This is a genomic window from Aedoeadaptatus ivorii (assembly GCF_900638585.1).
GTDB lineage: Bacteria > Bacillota > Clostridia > Tissierellales > Peptoniphilaceae > Aedoeadaptatus > Aedoeadaptatus ivorii.
Genome location: NZ_LR134523.1, coordinates 867,170 through 890,384, shown reverse-complemented (window position 1 = coordinate 890,384; position 23,215 = coordinate 867,170). Strand labels below are relative to the sequence as shown.

26 protein-coding genes are annotated in these 23,215 nt (G+C 52.2%); all 26 read left to right on the top strand.

Going from position 1 to position 23,215, the window contains the following annotated elements; translation table 11 throughout:
• Positions 1 to 14 precede the first annotated feature (14 nt).
• The 26 genes from EL294_RS04500 (at position 15) to EL294_RS04375 (ending at position 23,213) form a co-directional block, all read left to right on the top strand.
• A complete protein-coding gene (locus tag EL294_RS04500; protein WP_126465508.1) occupies positions 15 to 662 on the top strand; it encodes an O-methyltransferase in 648 nt (215 codons plus the stop codon).
• Positions 655 to 1,881 (top strand): peptidase U32 family protein, encoded by a 1,227-nt coding sequence (locus EL294_RS04495; RefSeq protein ID WP_126465507.1) that lies wholly within the window; start codon positions 655 to 657, stop codon positions 1,879 to 1,881. The genes EL294_RS04500 and EL294_RS04495 overlap by 8 nt, the downstream gene beginning before the upstream one ends.
• A complete protein-coding gene (udk, locus tag EL294_RS04490; RefSeq protein ID WP_126465506.1) occupies positions 1,878 to 2,522 on the top strand; it encodes a uridine kinase in 645 nt (214 codons plus the stop codon). The genes EL294_RS04495 and udk overlap by 4 nt, the downstream gene beginning before the upstream one ends.
• Positions 2,523 to 2,621: 99 nt before the next feature.
• Positions 2,622 to 3,173 (top strand): translation initiation factor IF-3, encoded by a 552-nt coding sequence (infC, locus tag EL294_RS04485; RefSeq protein WP_126465505.1) that lies wholly within the window; start codon positions 2,622 to 2,624, stop codon positions 3,171 to 3,173.
• A gap of 11 nt (positions 3,174 to 3,184) precedes the next feature.
• Positions 3,185 to 3,376, top strand: a complete 192-nt coding sequence (gene rpmI / locus EL294_RS04480) for a 50S ribosomal protein L35 (RefSeq protein WP_126465504.1) — start codon at positions 3,185 to 3,187, stop codon at positions 3,374 to 3,376.
• A 13-nt stretch (positions 3,377 to 3,389) separates the two neighbouring features.
• Positions 3,390 to 3,740: a 50S ribosomal protein L20 gene (gene rplT, locus EL294_RS04475; protein ID WP_126465503.1), complete on the top strand. Its 351-nt coding sequence runs from the start codon at positions 3,390 to 3,392 to the stop codon at positions 3,738 to 3,740.
• Positions 3,741 to 3,796: 56 nt separating this feature from the next.
• Positions 3,797 to 5,146 carry a TrkH family potassium uptake protein gene (locus tag EL294_RS04470; protein WP_232006450.1) on the top strand — a complete coding sequence of 450 codons (1,350 nt, stop codon included), beginning with the start codon at positions 3,797 to 3,799 and terminating at the stop codon, positions 5,144 to 5,146.
• A 9-nt stretch (positions 5,147 to 5,155) separates the two neighbouring features.
• Positions 5,156 to 5,821 carry a potassium channel family protein gene (locus EL294_RS04465; RefSeq protein WP_126465502.1) on the top strand — a complete coding sequence of 222 codons (666 nt, stop codon included), beginning with the start codon at positions 5,156 to 5,158 and terminating at the stop codon, positions 5,819 to 5,821.
• A complete protein-coding gene (locus tag EL294_RS04460) occupies positions 5,808 to 6,572 on the top strand; it encodes a TrmH family RNA methyltransferase (RefSeq protein ID WP_126465501.1) in 765 nt (254 codons plus the stop codon). Before EL294_RS04465 ends, EL294_RS04460 begins: the two co-directional genes overlap by 14 nt.
• Complete coding sequence (hisS, locus tag EL294_RS04455) at positions 6,569 to 7,891, top strand: histidine--tRNA ligase (RefSeq protein WP_126465500.1); 1,323 nt, start codon at positions 6,569 to 6,571, stop codon at positions 7,889 to 7,891. Before EL294_RS04460 ends, hisS begins: the two co-directional genes overlap by 4 nt.
• A 236-nt stretch (positions 7,892 to 8,127) precedes the next feature.
• Complete coding sequence (gene thrS, locus EL294_RS04450) at positions 8,128 to 10,032, top strand: threonine--tRNA ligase (RefSeq protein ID WP_126465499.1); 1,905 nt, start codon at positions 8,128 to 8,130, stop codon at positions 10,030 to 10,032.
• Complete coding sequence (locus tag EL294_RS04445; protein ID WP_126465498.1) at positions 10,025 to 10,558, top strand: SGNH/GDSL hydrolase family protein; 534 nt, start codon at positions 10,025 to 10,027, stop codon at positions 10,556 to 10,558. The genes thrS and EL294_RS04445 overlap by 8 nt, the downstream gene beginning before the upstream one ends.
• A gap of 80 nt (positions 10,559 to 10,638) precedes the next feature.
• Complete coding sequence (locus EL294_RS04440) at positions 10,639 to 12,096, top strand: hypothetical protein (protein ID WP_126465497.1); 1,458 nt, start codon at positions 10,639 to 10,641, stop codon at positions 12,094 to 12,096.
• Positions 12,086 to 12,526 carry a type II secretion system protein gene (locus tag EL294_RS04435; protein ID WP_164715223.1) on the top strand — a complete coding sequence of 147 codons (441 nt, stop codon included), beginning with the start codon at positions 12,086 to 12,088 and terminating at the stop codon, positions 12,524 to 12,526. Before EL294_RS04440 ends, EL294_RS04435 begins: the two co-directional genes overlap by 11 nt.
• Positions 12,516 to 12,833, top strand: a complete 318-nt coding sequence (locus EL294_RS04430; protein ID WP_164715222.1) for a type II secretion system protein — start codon at positions 12,516 to 12,518, stop codon at positions 12,831 to 12,833. The genes EL294_RS04435 and EL294_RS04430 overlap by 11 nt, the downstream gene beginning before the upstream one ends.
• The gene (locus EL294_RS04425; RefSeq protein ID WP_164715220.1) at positions 12,769 to 13,293 is read left to right on the top strand and encodes a PulJ/GspJ family protein; all 525 of its coding nucleotides are present in this window, start codon (positions 12,769 to 12,771) and stop codon (positions 13,291 to 13,293) included. The genes EL294_RS04430 and EL294_RS04425 overlap by 65 nt, the downstream gene beginning before the upstream one ends.
• Entirely contained in the window at positions 13,286 to 14,179 is an 894-nt protein-coding gene (locus tag EL294_RS04420; protein ID WP_126465493.1) for a hypothetical protein, read from the top strand. Before EL294_RS04425 ends, EL294_RS04420 begins: the two co-directional genes overlap by 8 nt.
• A 70-nt stretch (positions 14,180 to 14,249) precedes the next feature.
• Entirely contained in the window at positions 14,250 to 14,807 is a 558-nt protein-coding gene (efp, locus tag EL294_RS04415) for an elongation factor P (protein ID WP_126465492.1), read from the top strand.
• Between the two features lie 14 nt (positions 14,808 to 14,821).
• A complete protein-coding gene (locus EL294_RS04410; protein ID WP_126465491.1) occupies positions 14,822 to 15,151 on the top strand; it encodes a CD1247 N-terminal domain-containing protein in 330 nt (109 codons plus the stop codon).
• Positions 15,152 to 15,236: 85 nt separating this feature from the next.
• Positions 15,237 to 15,596 (top strand): YraN family protein, encoded by a 360-nt coding sequence (locus EL294_RS04405; protein WP_126465490.1) that lies wholly within the window; start codon positions 15,237 to 15,239, stop codon positions 15,594 to 15,596.
• A gap of 1 nt (position 15,597) precedes the next feature.
• Positions 15,598 to 17,124 (top strand): YifB family Mg chelatase-like AAA ATPase, encoded by a 1,527-nt coding sequence (locus EL294_RS04400; protein WP_126465489.1) that lies wholly within the window; start codon positions 15,598 to 15,600, stop codon positions 17,122 to 17,124.
• Positions 17,121 to 18,200, top strand: a complete 1,080-nt coding sequence (gene dprA / locus EL294_RS04395) for a DNA-processing protein DprA (protein ID WP_232006517.1) — start codon at positions 17,121 to 17,123, stop codon at positions 18,198 to 18,200. Before EL294_RS04400 ends, dprA begins: the two co-directional genes overlap by 4 nt.
• 23 nt (positions 18,201 to 18,223) lie before the next feature.
• Positions 18,224 to 20,314 carry a type I DNA topoisomerase gene (gene topA / locus EL294_RS04390; protein WP_126465487.1) on the top strand — a complete coding sequence of 697 codons (2,091 nt, stop codon included), beginning with the start codon at positions 18,224 to 18,226 and terminating at the stop codon, positions 20,312 to 20,314.
• Positions 20,298 to 21,638, top strand: coding sequence for a GspE/PulE family protein (locus EL294_RS04385; protein ID WP_126465486.1), 1,341 nt, complete (start codon positions 20,298 to 20,300; stop codon positions 21,636 to 21,638). The genes topA and EL294_RS04385 overlap by 17 nt, the downstream gene beginning before the upstream one ends.
• Before the next feature lie 8 nt (positions 21,639 to 21,646).
• On the top strand, positions 21,647 to 22,837 hold the full coding sequence (locus EL294_RS04380) for a type II secretion system F family protein (protein WP_126465485.1): 1,191 nt from the start codon (positions 21,647 to 21,649) through the stop codon (positions 22,835 to 22,837).
• 10 nt (positions 22,838 to 22,847) lie between these two features.
• Positions 22,848 to 23,213, top strand: coding sequence for a prepilin-type N-terminal cleavage/methylation domain-containing protein (locus EL294_RS04375; protein WP_126465484.1), 366 nt, complete (start codon positions 22,848 to 22,850; stop codon positions 23,211 to 23,213).
• Positions 23,214 to 23,215: the final 2 nt, after the last annotated feature.

The window sequence follows — 23,215 nt, the reverse complement described above, 5'->3', positions numbered from 1 at the left end:
CGGCTATTTTTGCGATGCAAGATAGTATCAAAGACAATAATGAATGGTTTCTCGCCCGTATCGCACCCGACCGGGGCGGCTATCTCGGCGAATTGCGCGCATTTGCGGAAAAAGAAGGCGTTCCGATCTTCGGAGAAGAGGTTGAAAATTTCCTTCGGTTCTTCTTGCCGGTCTTGTGCCCTTCAAGAATTCTGGAACTGGGGACCGCCATCGGCTATTCCGCATCGGTGATGGCGGCAGTGCTTCCCGAAGCGACGATCACGACCGTGGAGATCGATCCGGACCGGGCGGTTTCCGCCCGTACGCACTTTCAAAATCAGGACCTCGAATCGCGCATCCGCTTGGTGGTGGAAGACGCAGAGGCATTTATGCGAAACGACGAAGGCATATACGACTTTATTTTCGTCGACGCGGCGAAGGGCCAATACGAAAAATATCTAAAGCGCGCGCTGGCCCTATTGGCACCGGGCGGGGTGATCGCCATGGACAATGTACTTTTTCACGGCATGCTCGCCTCTAAAGAACTATATGTACGAAGAAAGGTGACCATCGTCAAGCGATTGAAGCGAATGCTCTACGACATCCTGCGGGAAGAAGGGATCGTAGCGGACATCCTTCCCATCGACGACGGCCTCTTATTGATTAGGAGAGAATATGAATAAGATCGAACTGCTGGCGCCGGCCGGAGACCTCGAAAAACTGATCACCGCCATCGACTACGGCGCCGATGCCGTATACTTGGGCGGTGAGGCATTCGGACTCAGAAAAGCGTCTAAAAATTTTCCTAAAGCGGATATGAAAAAAGGTGTAGAATACGCCCATGCGCGGGGAAAAAAAGTACATGTCACATTGAATATCATTCCCCACGACGGAGATTTCGAAGGATTGGAAGACTATCTCGCGTTCTTGGAAGAGATCGGCGTCGATGCCGTCATCGTCGCCGATCCCGGGATGTTCCAACGGGTAAAGGCCGCTTGCGCCATACCGATCCATATGAGCACACAGGGCAGCCTGACCAACAGCGATACCGTTCGCTTTTGGAAGGACCTCGGTGCAGAGCGCGTGGTTTTGGCGCGGGAGCTTACATTGGAAGAGATTAAGACCATTGCGAACAATGTGTCCGAGGTGGAAATAGAGACCTTCGTGCACGGCGCGATGTGTATGAGTTATAGCGGGCGCTGTCTACTGAGCAACTATATGACCGGAAGGGACGCCAATCAGGGCGACTGCGCCCAACCCTGTCGATACAAATACCATCTGGTGGAAGAAAATCGACCGGGGGAATATTTTCCTATAGAATCCACCGAAGAGGGAAGCTTTATCCTCAATTCGAAGGATCTCTCGATGATCGAACACATCGACGCGCTGATCGAAGCGAATATTCGCTCGCTTAAGATCGAAGGCCGGGTAAAGAGCGCCTATTATCTGGCCACGGTGATTCGCTCGTATCGGATGGCGATCGACGCCTATTACGCCGATCCCGAAGGCTATCAGTACGATCCCGCCTGGGAAGAGGAGATCAAAAAGGTCTCGCACCGGGATTTCACCACGGGCTTTTACTATTCCGAGGCGAAGGACGCGCGGGGCATCAGCGAGCAGACGACATATATCAGAAATTACGATTTTGTCGGCGTCGTCTTGCACTACGATCCGAAAACCGGTCGCGCCCTCATCGAGCAGAGAAATCGGATATTTGACGGCGACGAGGTGGAGATCTTTGGACCGGGCAAGCCGCATTTTGTCCAGATATTTACGGATATGCGCGATCTCGACGGCGAGAAGATCGAAATCGCCAATCGGGCCCGGCAGCATTTCAGCGTCGCGGTGGATCGTCCGGTTGCCCCCAAAGATATGATCAGAAAGCGGGTGAAAGAGGTATGAAACCTGTAATTATAGGGATCTGCGGCGGATCCGGTTCGGGGAAGAGTACGGTGACGAAATCGATCTTCGAACACACCGGAGAAGCGCGCTGTACGATCATTCGACAGGACAATTACTATAAAGACCAGAGTCATTTGCCTTTTGAGGAGCGGGAGAAGACCAATTACGACCATCCCTTCGCCTTCGACAACGCCTTGTTGATTTCGCATATACGTGCGCTCAAGGCAAATCAGGCGGTGGATATGCCCGAGTACGATTTTACCGCCCACAACCGGAAACGTGAAACGATTCGCATAGAGCCGAAGAAGATTATCTTGCTCGAAGGCATACTGTTGTTTTCCGAGCCCGAGATCCTGTCGCTTTTGGATATGCGTATATTCGTCGACACCGACAGCGATGTGCGCATTCTGCGGCGCATTCGGCGGGATATGCGTGAGCGCGGTCGGAGTCTGGATTCGGTGATGGAGCAGTATCTTACCACTGTGCGGCCCGCGCATCTGCAATTTGTGGAGCCCTCGAAGCGCTATGCGGATATCATCGTACCGGAAGGCGGGCACAATCGGGTGGCGGTGGATTTGATCCAGACGAAGATCGACCAAATCCTTTTGGCATCGAAAAATGATTTGACAAATACAGATTAAGCTGGTAGAATGACTTAGTATTGCAAGTAGAAGTCCGCTTCTCACCTTACGACATCAGTTTTAAGGTTTCGTTCCAGTAACGTGTGAAGGCGGGTATTTTTGTACCCGTTTTTTTATTGCCTACGGAGGTGTTTAATCATTAAAGAAATTCAAGTCAATGGAGACATTCGCGCGCGCCAAGTGCGCCTAATCGACCCCGATGGAGAACAACTGGGCATCGTGTCCATTGAAAAGGCAATGGAGATTGCCGAAGAATTTAAAATGGATCTCGTAAATATCGCGCCTAAAGCCAAGCCGCCTGTATGCCGCATTCTCGACTACGGAAAGTACCGCTACGAGATGATGAAAAAAGCAAAAGAGTCGAAGAAGAAACAAAAGACGATCAGCGTAAAGGAACTGCGTTTGACGCCGAAGATTGAGACCCACGATTTAAACACAAAGGCAAAAAAAGCAAAAGAATTCCTGCAAGACGGCAATCGAGTCAAGGTATCCGTTCGCTTCCGCGGACGAGAAATGGGACATACCGAAATCGGTCGCGAAGTGTTGGATGAATTTACGGAACTCGTTTCAGAATACGGGGAAGTCGACAAGAAGCCGAAGATGGAAGGCAGGAGCATGGTTATGTTCTTCGCCCCGAAGTCCGAAAATTAAGGAGGAAAACTATGGGTAAAATGAAGACGCATAGAGGTTCCGCAAAGCGTTTCAGAAGAACGGGAACCGGTAAACTGAGAAGATACAAGGCATATAAAGGCCACCTGACGGGCAAGAAGAGCCCGCGCAGAACGCGTAACTTGAGAAAAGGGGACTTGGTCTCCACTGCCGATACCCGCCGTATCGACAAGATGATTCCGTAATCGGGAGGTAGACATGGCCAGAGTAAAAAGAGGATTGAACGCAAAGCGTCGTCATAAAAAAGTATTAAAACAAGCCAAAGGCTATTTCGGCGCAAAGTCGAAGCTGTTTAGACCGGCAAACCAAGCCGTTATGCGCTCTATGAGCTATGCCTTCGGCGGTAGAAAACAAAGAAAAAGAGATTTCCGTAAACTTTGGATTACGAGAATCAACGCAGCCGCACGCCAAAACGGCATGAGCTATAGCCGCTTTATCAGCGGTTTGAAAAAGGCGAATGTCGACATCAACCGTAAGGTTTTGTCCGAACTCGCTATTCACGACCCGGAAGCATTTGCACAACTCGTTCAAGTAGCCAAGGGAGAATAAGATTTGCCCCACCGGGATGTCTCCCCGTGGGGTTTTCTTGTGCATAGGAGCAGACTGTGAAAATTTGGAATCATATTCAGAGGGAAGTATTAAAGAACCCGCCGCTGGTGCTGGGCATCTCGTTTATGCTCTTGATCTCGATGGGCACGCTTTTATTGATGCTTCCCTTTGCCTCGAGTGACGGAAACGGCGCGAGTTTTATCGATGCCCTATTCACCGCCACATCGGCATCTTGTGTAACGGGATTGATCGTAAGAAATACGGCGGTGGGCTGGAGCGTATTCGGTAAGTTTGTTATTATATCCCTGATTCAGATCGGCGGATTGGGCACGATGACCATAATCGCATTGGTTTCGGTGCTTTTAGGAAAAAAAATCGGGCTCAGAGAACGCATGTTTATTCGCGAACAGCTAAATACGAATACGCTCAGCGGTATGGTGCGCCTGATCGAATTCGTGATTCGTTTTACCTTTGTCGTAGAGGGAATCGGCGCGCTTTTGTTGAGTCTTCGCCTCGTGCCCGCCTACGGTCTGTTTAAGGGCGTCGTGTTTTCGGTATTCCATGCGATCTCCGCGTTTTGTAATGCGGGCTTCGACCTCTTCGGCAATTCCATGATCCCCTTTCAAGGCGACTATTTGGTGACGCTCACCATCGCCGCCCTGATCATTTTAGGGGGCTTGGGCTTTATCGTTTATGTGGAATTGTGGCAGTTCCGGCAGAGCAAACACCTGTCGTCGCATACGAAACTGGTGCTTTCCACCACGGCGATGCTGCTCTTAGGCGGAATGTTTTTGATATACTTCTTCGAATTTAGAAACCCGGCGACCCTGGGCGCATTGCCCGAGCAACAAAAGTGGCTCGCGGCGTTTTTCCAATCGACCACATTCCGGACGGCGGGCTTTAACTCCGTCGAGATGGGGAGCATGAACGACATTACGGTGTTTTTCGCCATCCTCTTGATGTTTATCGGGGGATCGCCGGGCTCCACCGCCGGGGGACTGAAGACCACCACTTTTGCCATCACCATGGCCGCCGCCTTTACCACCCTAAAGGGGACCCGCGATACGGAACTCTTTAAGCGGCGGGTCAGCGAGACGACGATTCGAAAGATTTTTGCACTCTTTGTAATCGCCATCTGTCTGGTATTTTTCGTGGCATCCTGTATCGTGTTCTTTGAACACAACAAATTCGTATTTGTGGACATTCTCTTCGAAACCGTATCCGCCTTCGGAACGGTGGGCGTCACCCGCGGAATTACCGCGGATCTGTCGCCGCTATCGAAGCTGTTTATTACCTTCACCATGTATCTGGGCAGGGTCGGTCCGACCACCTTTGCCATGGGACTGTTCCAAAAAGAACACGACAAAAAATACCGCTATGCGGAAGGCAGATTTATCGTAGGATAGGAGGCAAATTTGATTAAGAGTTTTGTGGTATTCGGCATCGGCCGATTGGGCTCCACGGTGGCCCGGACGCTATTCGATTTACAGAACGAAGTGCTCGCCATCGACATTAACGCCGAAAAAGTGCGCAATATCTCCGAAGACGTGACCACCGCCATTCAAGCGGATATCACCGACGGAGAAGTGTTGGAAGACATCGGTCTGAAGAATTTCGACGTGGCGATTATCGCCATCGGCACGAATTTGGAATCGGCGATTATGGCGACGATGGCATGCGTGGAAGCGGAGATTCCTCTGATCGTCGCCAAGGCGCCGACCAAACGCTATGGACGCATTCTCAGAAAGCTGGGGGCGCACAAGATTATTTATCCCGAAATGGACATGGGCGTGCGCCTAGCGCAAAAACTGACCGACGACGGCATCTTGGATTTCTTCGAGCTTTCCGAGGATTATGGCATCGTAGAATACCGCATTCCCGACTCTTGGGTGGGCGATACGATCCGCGATCTCGAGGTGCGCAACCAGTACCATATCAACGTCATCGCCCTGCGTCGCAATGAGGATCTGATCGTTCAAAATATTTCCAAAGAACCCCTACGCAAAGAGGATATCATTATCTTCTTCGGCTCCAGCGAAGATTTGGGCGCCATGAAGGCTTTGTACGATGAATCGAATTGATTCGCCGTCCAATGACAAACTGAAAACGCTCCGCAAGCTGAAAGACAAAAAATATCGCGAGCGCTACAAAAAGCTGTTGCTGGAAGGCATCGTTCCCGTCACGGAAGTCTTAGAGACGGGATATATCGAGGAAATCTTTATCGACGAAGATCGCGCAGAAGCGCTGTTGGATGAGTTTTCGGAGGAGCGCGCGGCGATCACGCTGCTTTCTCCGCGCGCATTTTCTTCCCTGGTCTCCACCGAGAGCGATCAGGGCGTCGTCGCCGTGACGAAACATTTTCTACGCGATGCCGAAGCTTTGCCGAAGCGCGGTCGATTCCTCTATGCCGACGGCGTATCCGATCCGGGGAATCTGGGCGGCATGATCCGTTCGGCGGAAGCTTTTTTCTTTGACGGCGTGCTGATCGGGCCGAACTGCGTGGATCCCGCCAACGACAAGAGTTTACGCGCGTCGATGGCATCGGCCTTTCGCATTCCCATCGCCAAAATAGACGATGCTGCGCTCTTCCGACTGGCCAAAGAGTGCCCCATTTATACTTTGGATATCCGCGGAGATATGCTGACGCCGTATTTTGAGGCGAAAGACGATTTTATCCTGGCGGTGGGCAACGAAGCCCACGGCATTCGCGAGGAGATTTCCCGCGCCGCAGAGCACCGCATCCGCATCCCCATCCGCGATTCCATCGATTCGTTAAATGCCAATGTGGCCGCATCGGTGGCCATGTTTGCCCTACAAGGAGGTAGATCATGACCGATATTGTACAACCGTCCACCCTGCCCGGGTTTATGGAGCTTTTGCCCGAAGACCAACGGGTTTTTAATCGGATGAAAGACATTATCCGAAAAAACTACGAAGAAAAAGGCTTCTTGCCCATCGACACGCCCGTCTTGGAAAAGCAGGAGGTATTGTTGGCGAAGGGCGGTGGGGAAACGGAAAAGCAGATCTATGCATTCAAAAAGGGCAATACGGATCTCGCGATGCGCTTTGATCTTACCGTGCCGCTGGCCCGCTATGTTGCACAGCATTATAGCGATTTGAGTTTTCCCTTTCGCCGCTACCATATCGGCAAAGTCTACCGGGGAGAGCGGGCGCAGAAGGGCCGCTTTCGTGAATTCTACCAATGCGATATCGACATTATAGGGAACGGAAAGCTGTCGCTGTTTAACGATGGAGAGATTCCCTCGATTATCGAAAGCACCTTTATGGATCTGGGATTTTCGGATTTTACCATCCATATCAACAATCGAAAGATTTTAAACGGATTTTATCGATCCCTCGGCATCGATGATTCTACCGAGGTCCTTCGAATCGTCGACAAGCTCGACAAGATCGGCTTGGAAGCGGTAAAAGAGGAACTACAGGCCTTGGGGCTTTCGGATGCGTCTGTCTCCGCCATTGCCGACTTTATCGCGATCGACGGAACGACTCAAGAGGTCTTTGAAGCCCTCCGTGCGCTGCCTGTGGAAGAGGCGGAATTTTCGGAAGGGGTGGCGGAATTAGAAGCGGTCTTCGATATCGCCTATGCCCTGGGCGTCAAAAAAGAACATATCAAACCCGATATGAAGATCGCCCGCGGTCTGGACTACTATACCGGCACGGTATACGAGACGATTCTCGACAAGTATCCCTCCATCGGTTCGGTGTGCAGCGGCGGCCGCTACGACAATCTGGCCGCGCACTACACAAAGCAGTCGTTGCCGGGGGTGGGGATTTCGATCGGCCTGTCGCGCCTGTATTACCAATTAAACGAAGCGGGGTTGTTAGACGATTTCACAGACAGTGCGCTGGATGTGTTGATTCTTCCCTTTGAAGAGACAAAACGCGAGTCTCTCGCCCTCTTAAAGACGCTCCGAGACGCGGGAATCTGCGCCGGCTATTACGGCGAAAGCGGAAAGATGGGGAAGAAATTCAAATACGCCGACCAACTGCGCGTGCCGTATTGCATCGTCGTCGGACTTTCCGAAATCGAAAGCGGCGCGGTCACGCTCCGCGATATGGAAAACGGCAAAGAAGAGCGCCTTTCTCCCGATGCGCTGGTAGAATATCTGCGTGACAAAAAGCGCGATTGACGACTTGCATTCCCGATGAAATTCTGCTATACTCCACTTAAGCTTGACGGGAAGAGTACACATACCAATCAGCGATAAGAGGACGGTGCGAGCTCTTACTCATGTGGAAAACCAACCCCGACTTCTGCCTTAATCGGCAGCGTCTGCATACGTTACATGCCTTAAGAAGCAAAAAAGGTGGAACCACGACGCCGATCGTCCTTTCGGGACGGTCGGCTTTTTTTATTGAGGTGATTATGATGAAATTGACATTGCCCGACGGCAGCGTAAGAGAATACGAAGGCGAAAAGAGCGTAAAGGAACTGATCTCCGATATTTCTACCGGCTTGGAACGCGCCAGCGTGGGTGCGGTGGTCGACGGAAAGATTCTCGGTAAACACGACACCGTCACCGAAGGCGGCAATTTCCGCGTGGTCAAGTTCGAAGACGACGAGGGCAAGCAAATCTTCTGGCACTCTTCGGCGCACTTGTTGGCTGCGGCGGTACAACGCCTCTATCCCGACGCAAAATTCGCGATCGGCCCCGCTATCGAAAACGGATTTTACTACGACATCGATCTCGACGAGCAGCTCAATCCCGAAGATTTGGAGGCGATTCAAGACGAGATGCAAAAGATCGTCAAAGAGAATCCCGTCTTCCAAAAAGAGGTGCTTTCGCGCGAGGAAGCGGCCAAGCTCTTTAAAGACGATCCCTATAAATCCGAACTGATCCAAGAGCTGCCCGAAGGCGAAGAGATCTCGATTTATCGCCTGGGCGAATATGTGGACCTTTGCCGCGGCCCGCATTTGGAAGAAGTCAAATCCATCAAAGCCGTAAAACTGACCTCCGTTGCCGGCGCATACTGGAGGGGCGACGAAAACAACAAGATGCTGCAACGCATCTACGGCATTTCCTTCGAGAAGAAGAAAGACCTCGACGAATACCTCGAACGCCTGGAAGAGGCGAAACGCAGAGACCACCGCAAGATCGGCAAGGAATTGGACCTATACAGTTTCCGCGAAGAAGGCCCCGGATTCCCGTTCTTCCATCCCAAGGGAATGATCATCAGAAACGAACTGGAACGCTATTGGCGGGATCTGCAACTGGAACGCGGATACGGCGAGATCAAGACGCCGATCATTTTGAACGAAGACCTCTGGCATCGTTCGGGCCACTGGGACCACTATCGCGACAATATGTATTTTACGAAGATCGACGGAGAAGACTATGCCATTAAACCCATGAACTGCCCAGGTTCGATCCTCGTATATGAAGCGGATATGCACTCGTATCGCGATTTTCCCATCAAGCTGATGGAATTCGGCCAAGTGCACCGCCACGAGCTTTCGGGCGCGCTGCACGGCCTGTTCCGCGTCCGTACCTTTACCCAGGACGACGCCCACGTATTTATGCTGCCTTCTCAAATTCAAGAAGAGGTGGGCAAGTTGATCGAACTCGCCGACGAATTGTATAAGACCTTCGGCTTCGACTACTCCGTAGAACTCTCTACCCGTCCGGAAGACAGCATGGGCAGCGACGAGCAGTGGAACACGGCCATCGAAGCGCTGCGAAAAGCGTTGGAAGACAAGAAGATGGCCTACGAAATCAACGAAGGCGACGGCGCATTCTACGGGCCCAAGATCGACTTCCACTTAAAAGACGCCATCGGAAGAACCTGGCAATGCGGTACGATTCAACTGGACTTCCAAATGCCGGAACGCTTTGAACTCACCTATGTCGACGAAGACGGCGAAAAGAAACAGCCGGTAATGAGCCACCGCGCCTTGATGGGTTCTATGGAACGCTTTATGGGCATCCTTGTCGAACACTACGCCGGCAAGTTCCCGCTTTGGCTCGCGCCGGTACAAGTGGCGGTCCTTCCCATCAGCGAAAAATCGCAAGACTATTCCGAAGAAGTGTATCGCGCATTGGAAGCGGCGGGCATTCGCGTCGAATTGGATCGCCGCAATGAAAAAATCGGCAAGAAGATTCGCGACGCCCGCATCAACCGCATCAATTATATGGTCATCGTCGGCGAAAAGGAACAGGCGGACAAGACTCTGTCGGTCCGTGCCCGCGACGGCGAAGAGACCGCCGGCGTAAAGATGGAAGACTTGATCGCCTCGCTCCAAAAAGAAATCAAAGAGCACGTCATTGGCTAATATCATCGCCCTGGGCGATTCCTATGTCGCCGGCTACGGCGTGGCTCCAAGCGAATGCTGGGTATCGCTTTTAGAAAGTAAGCTCGAACGACCCATTATAAACTCGGGCGCAAACGGGGCATGGATCACGGAGATTGCAAACAATCTGCCGGAGATCGCACCGGGAGAGATTGTACTCGCACTGGGCGGCTGCAACGACTTGCTCGGCGGCGCTTCGGTCGAAACGTTACAGAGGGCGGTCGCCGCGATTCGACGCTACGTCGAATCGCGACGGGCGCGGTTTCTGTATATCGTGCCGCCCGTACCGGTGATTGTAAACGAAGAACCGTTTGTAGGAATCTCTCTTTTGGATTCGCTGCGAGAAAAGGCGATAGAGTGGGATCATATCGCCCAGGGGCTGCATTTAGAAGCGGTGCTGGAAGGTTCGGATGACCTGTTTTTCGACGGCATCCATCTCGTACCCGAAGGGCACGAAAGAATCGCCGATGCGGTATATGCAGGAGGAAGAGATAGAAAATTTTGGTAAGAAGGGGAGGCGACTCCTCTTCTTTTTGATTGTATCGACTTTCTTTGTGAGTTTTGATACAATATTTGCGAGGTGATGGAGTGAAATTTAATTTTTTGCCGAAACGGGCGGAGGGAACGCCCGAAAAAAAACGCCCTATCAATCCGCTGTTTAAAAACGGCCTGGAGCGACTTAAAGAGGGAAACTTTTCGAAGAGAGAACAGACCGTGTTTGCCGCGCTTTTATTGTCTTTGACCGGTGCTTGCGGGTATGCCGCATTTTTGAAGGCGCCTTTGGAGCAGCAACAAGCCCTAAAGGCCGCATTGAATGCCTCTTCGGTGGCCCATGCCGAAAAACCCGATGCCTCCGTCTATGCGCCGGAAAAGGAAATCTTGCGCGAGGACGAAGTCGAGGCCGCAGTCGCCAACTATATTTCTGCCGATCCCAATGCCGTGATCGTGAGCGAGGAAGTCGTAAAGACAGACGACAGCAACGGATCGCTTAATCTCGTTGTCGAGCACAACGGCTCCGGCGATGTATTGGCGCAGTATATCGAAACCTTGGAAAGCGCGCCGAAAAAAATTCAAATCGACTCCATTTCATACCAGAAAGACCCGTCCGGCGCGGAATCTACCGTGCTTAGGGTATTCCTTCCCTATACGGTGACCGACAACAGCTTGGAGAACAAGACCTTTTCGGAAGAACCGTCGGCACCGACGCCGCCGACGCCCACGCCGAATACGACGGCGACGCCCACGAATCCGTCGACGTCTATGCCGAGTACGAGTTCTTCGAATCCCAAGCCCGCGTCGGGTTCTACGGCGACCACCAAGCCATTTGACGCTTCGAAGACGCCCAAGACCCGCGTGATCACCGGCCGCAAACCTTCGGTCAGCTATACGCCGCCCAGGGCAAGTACGCCGAGTGCCAAACCCGCCGAGAAGAAGCCCCAAGCGCCGACAAAACCCAAGGTGAAGCCGCAAACCGACAAACCGCCCATGACTGCCGAAACGGAGTATATCGCTCCGCCGATTACCCGTTATTCGGCGCTCAAGAGCATTCTCTCTGCAAACTTTGTCGACGGAAATGCGGTCTCCATGGCACAGGAGCCTTCCGGACACAAAGAATCTGAAGATGTTTTGAAGCTACAGTACAAAATCCAGGCTCTCGACGCGTCGAAAGACGAGACCACAGAAGAAAAAGAAGGCGCCGATGTGCCCGTAACGGAAACCGAGGCGACTGAACGCGAACTCCGCATGGATACGGGCGGATTCTATCTGCCGAAAAACGGATACGAGTTCAGCATCGACGTATCAATGCCCCTCGAAAGCGACGGCAAATTTAGCCTTGTCTTGGCAGATCTCAAGGGCAATAGTAAAGAAGTCGTGCCCGTGCGCACGGACGATATGGGCGACGGCTATCACCGTATTTTCTTCCCCTTAAACGGCATGGACGGCACCATGCGCGCCACGCAAATTCGCTATCGCTTTACACCGCACACGGCGAAAGAGGAGACGATGGCCGTTAAAAATGTGCAAATTCTTTCCAATGAATCATAAGATCCCGGCTATGACGCTGATCGAGGTGCTCTGTACGGTCGCCGTATTGGCGATCGTCGTAAGCATTGCGTCTTTGGGATATTTTGGCGTTCAGCGATTCCGTGCTGAGCGCCAAATTTATGGAATGAAAGCGGAATTGAACGACTTACGCAGAGAGGCGATGGTCAAAAGAAAGAGCTGTCGAATGGACTTTTTCGAGGATCGCTATGCACTAGAAGACGGCAGCGAAACGAAAACCGTCGTCTATGAACCCGGTACCTATATGCGGCTTTGTAGGACGGCAAACCGAAAAGATTATTTCGAATTCAGTGCCTCCGGGCGGCCTTCCAATAGCGGAATGGTCGAATTCGAAACAAAAAGCGGCAGGTATCTGTTGATCCTGTCGCCGGTCAATGCGCGTATTCGCGTGGAGGAGATTCGTGAAGAGTAAGGGATTCAGCTTGATCGAGGTGATGGCGGCGGTCGCCTTGATGGGCCTGCTGGTGATTTTCGTCGCATCCGCTTTGGGGAGCGGGTATCGGCAGGGGCGGCGCATCGAATCGCGAAAAGAAATTTTGCGCCGCGCGGAGAATGCCGCGGAATGCGCCCTCGCCTACGAGGAAAGCCGAGAGCCGGGCATCATGGTTACGATTACGCCCTACGACCCTTATGGAGATATGGTGGAGGTATATAGTGAAGAAACGGGAGAAAAGTTCTTCAGCGTGTATCGGCCGAAAGAAGGGATTTACGCTCCTTGAGATTTTGATCGCCATCGCATTGAGCGCCGTGTTGATTGCGGCGACGGCAGAGATTCTATCGGGATCGCTGACGAGCGCCATGCATATAAATGAGAGGATCGACCGATTAAGGGACAGAGACTTTGCCGTAGATTCCCTGGCCGAGGAAGTATTGGCAGCGGAAGAAATCCGCGCCGTCTCCTCCGATGCGATCACCATCTATCGCATAAGGGAGGGCAAGGAAAAACACGGCATCATCACCTATGTTTCCAAACGGGGTCGATTGGATCGCTATGCAGACTATCATATCGGCGTACCGCGGAAGAAAGAAAGCTACGGCCCTTACGGCGTAAAAAATCGCATATGGGAAGGGAGCGGGGATATACGCTTTGTACGCGATCAGAATTTGCTACGCATACGATGGAAAGACGGCATAGAGGAACGAGAGCGGATCGTCGCCGCCCGGGGGAAGTATGAATAAGGCGCGGGGATCGGTGAGTATTTTGGTGATCTTTATCTTCGCCATCCTTTCTTTCTTGTTGCTCTTTTTATTGTCTCGACTGGAACGGGGCGGCCTTTTATTGGAAGCGGAGCGAGACGGTCTGAAGAGCGGCTATGCCGCAGAATCGATGGCCCATTTGGCCTATCGATCGACGGACGAAGAAGTGTTTCGACAAGTGCTCTTGGAAAGGGATGCCATTGCCCTCAGCGCGCCCAGTTGGGATGGCATCGCCGGAGAAAAGGCGAAGATCTCGCCTATACGCACGTCCGGCGCCTATACGAGGTTTTCTCTTTCCGCCGACTGTCGCTACCGGGGGATATACAGCCGCGCGATCGTAACGGGAGAACTCGTCCACCCGCTGTTTGCGCAGCAAGACGGCATTCTCTCTGCCGACGAAATCGAAACGGCGGGGCTTTTGCCCGCGTGGAAAGAGGCATTTCGCCTCTGGTCGTATGCGCCGAAGGATAGACTGCCTTCTGTGGTCGTCGATCGGCCGAGCGAAATGCATTACAATGGAGGTAAATGGATCCTGACGGATGGGGCGGATGGACAGATACAGACCGAGGCAAAACAGGCCCTCGACATTCGCAGTGAGCTATCGGTCCCGGACGGGTATTCGACGGAAGGTCTCGTCTTTTTGCGGTCCGGCAGCGTTTTACGGGGAACCCTGTATGTGCGCGGCGTCGTGATAGCCGAAGCGGACAGCGTCGTCGAGGGGAAAATCGTCTGCGACGGCCTTTGTATCGGGTACCTGCCGATGGATACGGTGTCCAATTTTCACCCCCGAAAGGCAGAGCGATATTTGGCAAATTTTCCCGAATTCCTCGAGTGCGGCAATATCCGCACGAAAAAGGAGTTCCGGTAGGAGAAAGTAAACTTGAGGGGAAAATTTCCTTTTGGTATAATTGAACCGAAGTACATTTAAGGAGGAAAATATGATCTCAGCTGGTGATTTTAGAAAAGGCGTAACTTTTGTAATGGATGGAGATGTGTATCAAATCGTCGACTTCCAACACGTAAAACCGGGAAAAGGTGCGGCGTTTGTTCGGGCCAAGATTCGTTCCGTGATCAATGGGGGGGCCAAAGAAACCACTTTCAATCCCTCGGAGAAGTTCGAGAGCGCTGTAATCGAAACCAAAGAAATGCAGTACCTCTACAACGACGGCGAATTGTATTACTTTATGGACAACGATACATACGAGCAAATTCCCATTGAAAAGTCTTATGTGGAGGAAGCGCTGAATTTTATGCGCGAAAACGACACCGCGACCATTCAAATCTATCAAGAGAAGCCCTTTAACGTTTCACCGGCCAACTTCGTCGAGCTCGAAGTCACCGAAACGGAACCCGGCTTAAAAGGGGATACCACTTCCGGTGCCACCAAGCCCGCGACGGTAGAGACCGGATTTACTCTACTTGTACCTCTTTTTGTCGACCGCGGCGATATCATCCGCATCGACACCAGATCCGGCGAATATATGTCCAGGGTATAGCCAAGGAGGATGCTATGAAAAACATTTTGCAAAGAATCGCCTATTTACAAGGTTTAGCGGACGGTTTGGGTGTGGACGATACATCGAAAGAAGGCCAAATTTTACTGGAATTGGTGGATGTCGTGGCCGAATTGGCTGAAACCGTAGACGACCGCCTGGACGATCTCGAAGATTATGTAGACGTCGTGGAAGAAGATCTCGGCGAATTGGAAGACTTTATCTACGAAGAAGACGACTTCGACGATTACGACGATCTCGACTTTGACGACTACGAGCTCTACGGAGATTTCGACGAAGAAGACGACGATTTCGACTTCGACGAGGAAGAAATCGAAGAAGAATAAGAATGACACACAAAACCGCCGTTTGGCGGTTTTTTATTGTATAAAAATCTCCGTCGGGGTATAGTAGACGAGACGGGAGGTGGCTATGAACGCGGGGGATCGGGGAGAGGCGATTGCGACGAAATTTCTTCGAGACAAGGGACACCGAATTTTAGAGAACAATTTCCGCTTTGCCAGAGGAGAAATCGATATCATCAGTACATATAAGGATTTCCTCGTCTTTACCGAGGTAAAATCCAGACAATCTTTGCGCTACGGACGACCGCTGGAGGCGGTGGATGCGCGAAAAAGAAGGCAGATTTATACGACGGCGGAATACTATATTTCGCGTTACGGCATGTGGGATCGAAACATTCGATTCGACATTATCGAAGTCTATCTGATGCAACCGCCGAAACTGTACCACTTGGAAGGCGCATTCGACGGCAACGATTTGGAGGATTGAAATGTATGGGAGGGTCAACACCTGTAGCCTGGAGGGGCTGGAGGGGTTTTTGGTAGAGGCGGAGTGTGACCTGAGTCGGGGGTTGCCGAAATTGTTGATGGTGGGGCTGCCCGATGCACAGATTCGCGAATCCGGCGAGCGGGTTCGCAGCGCGATTAAGAATTCCGGCTATCCCTATCCGCCGGGCCGCATTGCGATCAATCTGTCGCCGGCCAATCGGAGAAAGGACGGTTCGCAAATGGACCTCGCCATTGCGATCGCGATGCTAGCCGCACTCGGCATGATCGATTGCGAAGACTTAAGCGAATACGTATTCTTGGGAGAGCTGCAACTGAACGGCGCCTTATCTCCGGTGCGCGGTGCGCTTCCCATGGTGATCTCTATGCGCAGTTTGGGGTATCGAAAATTTGTCGTACCGGCGGAAAACGAACACGAATGCGCCGTCGTACAAGACGTCGATATTTATCCGATGCCCTCCTTAGAAGAAGCGGTGGCGCTCCTTCAGGGCGAATCCGATGTGCAGCCGGCCTATCGCGAAAATCCCATGGAAGACGATACCGAATACGATTTGGACTTTGCCGATATTAAGGGCCAAAGTCAACTGAAGCGGGCGCTCGAGATCGCGGCAGCAGGCGGGCACAATCTGCTGATGATCGGGCCGCCGGGGAGCGGAAAGAGCATGAGCGCCAAGCGCTTTGCCGGCATCTTACCGCGGATGGATTTCGAAGAAGCGGTGGAGGTCACAAAGATTCACTCCGTCGCCGGCACATTGCACGAGAACAAATTGATTACGAAAAGGCCGTTTCGCGCACCGCACCATACTGCTTCCGGGGTATCGCTCATCGGCGGCGGACGGGTACCGAAACCCGGCGAGATTTCGCTCGCCCATCGCGGCGTGTTGTTTCTCGACGAGATCCCCGAGTTTCAGTCGAAGGTTTTGGAGGTCCTGCGCCAGCCGCTCGAAGACGGCACCATACATATCGCCCGAGCGACGGCGAGTTTGTCGTATCCGGCGCGCTTTCAATTGATCGCCGCCATGAACCCTTGTCCTTGCGGCTATTACCGCGATCCTAATCACGAATGCAATTGCAGCACCAATCAGATCCGCGGTTATCTCGAGAAGATTTCGCATCCGCTTTTGGATCGAATCGACATTCACGTAGAGGTGCGGCCCGTCACCCTCGAGGAGATGCGCGAAAAGGACACCGGCGAATCGTCCCGCGTCATTCGAAGTCGCGTGGAGGCGGCGCGGGCGAGGCAAAGAAAACGTTTTGAGGACGGTCCGATTCTTTCCAATGCGCATATTCACGATCGCGATGTCGAAAAACACTGCGCACTGAGTCCTTCGTGTCAAAAGATTTTAGATGCCGCTTATCACAAGTACAAATTCAGCGGACGCTCCATTCACAAGATCTTGAAAGTGGCGCGTACCATCGCCGATTTGGCGGACCACGACGAAATTTGTGAGTCCGATATTTTGGAGGCCGTTCGCTATAAAACCGTGGAGGGAAAATATTGGTCGCCATGATCGCATCCGAAGTGCGCGAAGCGCTGATTCGTCTGTCCGTCGCCGGCGCGCGCTGCGATGAATTGTTGACGCTTATCGGGAACACGGAAGAATTCGAGCGATTTTTGTCGCGGGGCAGCTGGACTGCAATTTCACATATTCCGCCGCGTCTTAGAGACAAGGTCGACAAATGGATGAAACGAGATTTGTCGCGTGCATTCTCGTTGATCGAACGGCAATGCGTACAAATCCTCGTCATCGGCGATGATTTTTATCCCGAGGCCTTGGCGCTTACGGAGAGGCCGCCGGTGGTACTGTATGCCCTGGGGGATTTGCATCTTTTGGAGAATGTGTCGCTCTCGGTGGTGGGGGCGCGGAAGCACACCGACTACGGACAGCGGATGTGCGAAAAGTTCGTTCGCTCCATCGCCGAGGCCGGCGTATGCATCGTAAGCGGCTTGGCATTGGGTATAGATAAAATCGCCCATACCGCCGCGTTGGATGTAGACGGAAAGACGATCGCGGTGCTCGGAAACGGCATCGGCGCCTGTTATCCTGCAAGCAACCGGCATACCTACGAGCGGATATTAAAAGGCGGATTGGTGCTCAGCGAATACCCGCCCTTTACGACACCCAAGCCCTTTCGCTTTCCCGAGCGCAACCGCATTATCGCCGCTTTGGCAGACGGCGTATTGGTGGTGGAAGCCAAAGAGCGGAGCGGGTCCTTGATTACCGCGCGCCTCGCCGGGGAGATGGGAAAAGAAGTGTTCTCGATCTGTGGAAATTTGGACTCGGTATACAGCAAGGGGACCAACGCCTTGATTCGAGACGGGGCACAGATCGTATTAGACCCGAAAAATATTTTGGAGTCGGCGGTGTATCAAGGCGTGCGGCCCCTCGCCACACCGCAGAGAGAAGATCTGACTTTGGAAGAAAAAGAAATATATGATAGTATAAAAAACGGCTATCAAAACGCCGAGGCGCTTTCCGAGAAGACGAGTCTCGAAATCGCCGAAGTTTTGACGCTTTTGACAATGTTGGAATTAAAGAACTATATCTCCGGTGCAGACGGAGATTCTATAGAGATCATCGAATAGAGACAGAAGGATAGAGGGATAGCGTGGCTAGAAATTTGATTATCGTGGAGTCGCCCACCAAGGCGAAGACGATTCGGAAGATGGCGGGGAGTCATTACAAAGTCGTCGCTTCTGTGGGGCATATCCGCGATTTGCCGAAGTCGAAACTGGGCATCGACGTGGAAGACAATTATGCGCCTAAATACATCAACATTCGGGGTAAAGGCCCGATTATCAAAGAGTTAAAAAAAGAAGCAAAGCAGGCCAATAAAGTCCTGCTGGCGACGGACCCGGATAGGGAAGGGGAGGCCATCAGCTGGCACTTGACCCACATTCTCGACATGAATCCCGAGGACGATGTGCGGATTACCTTTAACGAGATCACAAAAGATGCGGTGAAAAACGGCATGAAAAACCCGCGTCCCATCAATATGGAATTGGTCGATTCTCAGCAGGCGCGCCGCATTTTGGACCGCTTGGTGGGCTATAAGATTAGTCCGTTATTGTGGAAAAAGGTCAAATCCGGCCTGAGCGCGGGCAGGGTGCAGTCGGTGGTATTAAAAATCATTTGCGATCGAGAAAGCGAAATCGACGCCTTCGTACCGGAAGAGTACTGGAGCATTCTCGCCAAATTGAAAAAAAGCAGGCGGACGCTCGAAGCGAAATATTTCGGCGTATTGAAAGGGGATACGGCGGAATCGGTTTCGATCGCCAATCGCGAGGAAGCCGATGCCATTCTCGCGCGCATGGACAAAGAACATTTCACGGTGCGCGATGTCAAGAAGGGATCCCGTAAGCGTTCCACTTCGGCGCCCTTTACCACTTCTACGATGCAGCAGGAGGCAAACAAGCGCCTGAATTTTTCGACCCGCAAGTCCATGCAAGTGGCGCAGCGCCTCTACGAGGGGATCACCATTTCCGGAGAGGGTTCGGTGGGTCTGATTACCTATATGCGTACGGACTCGACGCGCATTTCCGCCCAGGCGGTGGATCAGGCGAAAAAGCATATCCTCGAAAACTACGGCGAAAAATATTCCCGTCCGTACTCTTGGTCGAAGAAAAAGGACAATACCCAGGATGCGCACGAGTGTATACGCCCGGCAAATGTGGAGCGCACGCCGCTTTCCGTAAAAGACAGTTTGAGTCGCGACGAATTTCGCCTGTATAATTTGATCTGGTCGCGCTTTGTCGCATCGCAAATGACCGCGGCAAAATACGACACGCAGAAGGTGGAACTTCTGAGCAATCGCGAGGTATTCCGCCTGAGCGGCTCGACTTTGGTCTTCGACGGCTTTCTCCGCGTACTGCCTGCAAAAGAGCAAAAGGACAAGGAAATCCCCGCCTTGGAAGTAGGCGAGAAGCTAAAAGTCGCCGACATTCTCCCCGAACAACACTTCACCCAACCTCCGGCGCGCTACAACGAGGCATCCCTGATCAAGCTCTTAGAGGAGCTGGGGATCGGCAGACCCAGTACCTATGCCCCGATCATCAATACCTTGATGTCTCGTTACTATGTGGTGATGGAAGAGAAGAAATTCGTGCCGACGGAGTTGGGAGAGACGGTCAACGATCTTCTGACGGAATACTTTCCGCGCTTTGTCGACGAAGACTTTACCGCGGATATGGAACACAGCTTGGATGCTGTGGCCGAAGGAGATATGGCATGGCAAGAGGCAGTAGATGCAGTCTATAAGCAGTTGGCGAAGTATCTGGAAGTGGCGGATAAGGAGATCGAAAAAGTCGAAATCCGCGACGAGCCCACCGACATTGTGTGCGAGAAGTGCGGTCGCAATATGGTCATTAAGATGGGCCGATACGGGAAATTTCTCGCCTGTCCCGGTTTTCCGGAATGTAGAAACACCAAGGCGTTGGTAGAAAAAATTGGCGTGACCTGTCCCCAATGCGAGGACGGCGAAGTCGTAGTCAAACGCAGTAAAAAGGGTAGAAAGTTCTACGGTTGCGACCAATACCCGGCGTGCGACTTCGTATCGTGGGATCGTCCCATCGACAAAAAATGTCCCAAATGCGGCGATATTTTAACCAAAAAGGAGACCCGAAAAGGGACTCGAATCCTATGTCACAATAAGGACTGTGATTACAGTGTCTGGGAGGGAAAGGATGGAAACGAAGCGTGATCTCGATGCGATCTGCAAGAGATTTCGGGTAAATTTCATCGGTGAACGCGAAGACGGGTTCGTTTTCGAAGCAAAGGAGCCTTCTCCCGAGCTTCGCGACGACCTCTCTTTTGTGATTCGTCGAAAGGTTATACTCGAGAAAATTTCCGATATGTCTTCCAAAACGCCCGAATCGGGCGGACGACGGCAAAACGACGATGCCGTATCGATGACCAATGCCATTCTGGACGATGCCGTAAAAGAGTGCTGTTCCGACGTGCATGTCGAACCCCAAAAAGAGAATTGGCGGGTTCGCATGCGTCGGAAGGGCACTCTTTTTGTGTACGGAACGTATCCGGATGCGCTGTACTCCGGTTTCGCGACCCGCCTAAAGATTCTCGCTGCCATGGATATCGGCGAGCGGAGGAGACCGCAGGACGGGAGATTTTCGTTTGAGCGGGACGGCAGAAAAATCGATGTGCGCGTCTCCGCCATACCCGTCGGCGGCAGGGAAAAATTGGTGCTGCGCATTTTGGATCCCGAAGGGATGGACTACACACCCGTGGGAATCGGTCTCGAGGGCGAAAACCTGCGCACGACGGATGCGCTTTTGCGCCAGCCGCAGGGGTTGATTCTTTTGTGCGGGCCGACGGGCTGCGGAAAGACATCTACGCTGTATACCTTCATACAGCGGCTCAATCAGCCGGATCGAAATATCGTCACCATCGAAGACCCCGTCGAATACGCGATCGAAGGAATCAATCAGATGCAGGTCAACGAAAAAGCCGATGTCACCTTTACATCGGGCTTGGAATCGATCCTAAGGCAGGATCCGGAAGTGATTATGGTGGGAGAAATTCGCTCAAGGGAAACGGCGGAAATCGCTCTGCGCGCCTCCATTACCGGACACTTGATCTTTTCGACCTTGCATACCACCGATTCGCCCGCCGCGGTGTTACGCCTTCGAGATATGGGGATTCCCGCGTATATGATTTCCGCCGGCGTGATCGGCATCCTCTCTCAGCGCTTGGTGCGGACCCTTTGTCCTTATTGCAAGACCGAAGACGATCGAAAAGATGCGTTTTTTCAAGTCGACGGCATCCACTATCGCGCCGTCGGTTGCGAGCGTTGTCGAAACGGATACGCCGGCAGAGAAGCGGTTTTTGAAATTTTGACCGTGGATGATGGGATGCGGCGCCGCATCGCCGCGGATGCCGATATCGACGAAATTCGCGCCTATGCCATAGAACGGGGCATGCTTTCTCTGAAAGAAGCGCTACGAAGAAAAATCCAAAATGGCACAATCGACATAGAAGAAGCGTATCGCACCACGATGACCCTTTAGGAGCCGGTATGATTTTTGAATATAAGGTATACGACGAGGATATGGTATTGCTCGATGGAAAGATCGAGGCAGAAAATCCATCGGCGGCGGAACAACGGCTCAGAGACCGAGGTTTCCGCATCGTCACATTGAAGACGCAATCGATCTGGAAGCGAGATTTGCTCGCAAATCGAAAGTTTTCGGCTGAAGATTTGTCCGTATTTTTTCTGCAACTTTCCTATATGACCGAAGGCGGCATGGATGTAGGGGCGGTATTTGGATTGATGGCGAATCAGTCCCGCGGCCGAAAGAAAGAAAAATTACAGGCGATCTATGAGCGTCTGCAACAGGGCGCGATGCTTTCCGCCGCTTTTGCCGAAGCGGGCGGATTTCCCGCTTTTGTACCGGGCATGATCCGCAGTGGAGAGACGGCGGGTACGCTTTCCATGGTGTATCGCGAGTTGGGCGCGTATTTTCATAAGGAGAGCGAAATGCAAAAAAGGCTCTTGAATGCCCTCGCGTATCCGGCTGTGCTCTTGGTCACGGCAATTTTCGTCCTGCGCATCGTCTTATCCGCCATCTTGCCCGTATTTTTGGAAGTCTTTCAATCCCAAAACGCCGTATTACCGCCCGCAACCCGCCTTTTGTTGGGCATCAGCGAACATATGGCGTCCTACGGAAGCTATTATATTGCGGCAATGGCTCTATTGTGTTTGGGCGTTCTCCTTTTTGCTTCCGCCGAAAAAACCAAACTCCTATTTCGAAAATGGCTCTACCACTTTCCGCCGTGTGTCATTTTTACACAAAAACCCTTTATACTGCGATTTTTGCGCAGTATGAAGATGCAGGCGGATAGCGGCGTGGACGTATTGTCGATTCTTAAAAATGCCGAAGAAAGCACCGTCGATGTATATATACGGGACCGCCTTTCCGAAATTTCGAGGCAGTTGACCGCCGGGAAGAGATTGTCTGCGGCCATGAAAGAGGCGTCGCTCTTTCCGGCGGAGGTATCCGAATTTGTCGCCATCGGGGAAGCGTCCTCGAAACTATCGGAGATGTTGCATGTCCTTATTTTAATGGAAGAGAGCCGGCAAGAATACCGCATGCGGAGATTTGCCGTTTACATAGAGCCCGCAATGATATTGATGATGGCGTGCATCGTCGGATTTATAGTCTTTGCCGTCGCCGTACCCATGTTCGATATGGTCAATAGTTTTTAGGAGGGAAACCATGAAAAAGAAACAGGCATTTACCTTGATCGAGTTGATTATCGTCATCGCTATCCTCGCACTTCTGATTGCGATCGCCATTCCCCGGTATCAAAAGTCGAATCTGAGCGCCCAGGCATCTACGCACAATGCGAATGTCCGCGTGATCAAAAATGCGGCGATCCTCTATGCGACCGATCATCCGGAGGACAATGAGATCCGCGCGGACAAATTGATACCGTATTTAGAAGATCAAAAGCTGCCCAAACCGGCAAAAGAATTAAAAGCCGAAGAATTTTCCGTCACCGTAAATGATGGAAAAATCGTAGTGAAGCCGGGCAAGGTCAAAGTCGAAGGCGACAAACTCATAGAGGATACGGAAAAGTAGAG

Excerpts from the sequence above, each read along its gene's own strand:
- EL294_RS04410 (WP_126465491.1), top strand. The coding sequence starts at position 14,822 with ATGAAAAACATTTTGCAAAGAATCGCCTATTTACAAGGTTTAGCGGAC.
- EL294_RS04385 (WP_126465486.1), top strand. The coding sequence starts at position 20,298 with ATGGAAACGAAGCGTGATCTCGATGCGATCTGCAAGAGATTTCGGGTA.
- EL294_RS04405 (WP_126465490.1), top strand. The coding sequence starts at position 15,237 with ATGAACGCGGGGGATCGGGGAGAGGCGATTGCGACGAAATTTCTTCGA.
- EL294_RS04375 (WP_126465484.1), top strand. The coding sequence starts at position 22,848 with ATGAAAAAGAAACAGGCATTTACCTTGATCGAGTTGATTATCGTCATC.
- dprA (WP_232006517.1), top strand. The coding sequence starts at position 17,121 with ATGATCGCATCCGAAGTGCGCGAAGCGCTGATTCGTCTGTCCGTCGCC.
- thrS (WP_126465499.1), top strand. The coding sequence starts at position 8,128 with ATGATGAAATTGACATTGCCCGACGGCAGCGTAAGAGAATACGAAGGC.
- rplT (WP_126465503.1), top strand. The coding sequence starts at position 3,390 with ATGGCCAGAGTAAAAAGAGGATTGAACGCAAAGCGTCGTCATAAAAAA.
- EL294_RS04435 (WP_164715223.1), top strand. The coding sequence starts at position 12,086 with ATGAATCATAAGATCCCGGCTATGACGCTGATCGAGGTGCTCTGTACG.
- EL294_RS04380 (WP_126465485.1), top strand. The coding sequence starts at position 21,647 with ATGATTTTTGAATATAAGGTATACGACGAGGATATGGTATTGCTCGAT.
- EL294_RS04420 (WP_126465493.1), top strand. The coding sequence starts at position 13,286 with ATGAATAAGGCGCGGGGATCGGTGAGTATTTTGGTGATCTTTATCTTC.
- hisS (WP_126465500.1), top strand. The coding sequence starts at position 6,569 with ATGACCGATATTGTACAACCGTCCACCCTGCCCGGGTTTATGGAGCTT.
- rpmI (WP_126465504.1), top strand. The coding sequence starts at position 3,185 with ATGGGTAAAATGAAGACGCATAGAGGTTCCGCAAAGCGTTTCAGAAGA.
- EL294_RS04495 (WP_126465507.1), top strand. The coding sequence starts at position 655 with ATGAATAAGATCGAACTGCTGGCGCCGGCCGGAGACCTCGAAAAACTG.
- EL294_RS04400 (WP_126465489.1), top strand. The coding sequence starts at position 15,598 with ATGTATGGGAGGGTCAACACCTGTAGCCTGGAGGGGCTGGAGGGGTTT.
- efp (WP_126465492.1), top strand. The coding sequence starts at position 14,250 with ATGATCTCAGCTGGTGATTTTAGAAAAGGCGTAACTTTTGTAATGGAT.
- EL294_RS04500 (WP_126465508.1), top strand. The coding sequence starts at position 15 with ATGCAAGATAGTATCAAAGACAATAATGAATGGTTTCTCGCCCGTATC.
- EL294_RS04460 (WP_126465501.1), top strand. The coding sequence starts at position 5,808 with ATGAATCGAATTGATTCGCCGTCCAATGACAAACTGAAAACGCTCCGC.
- udk (WP_126465506.1), top strand. The coding sequence starts at position 1,878 with ATGAAACCTGTAATTATAGGGATCTGCGGCGGATCCGGTTCGGGGAAG.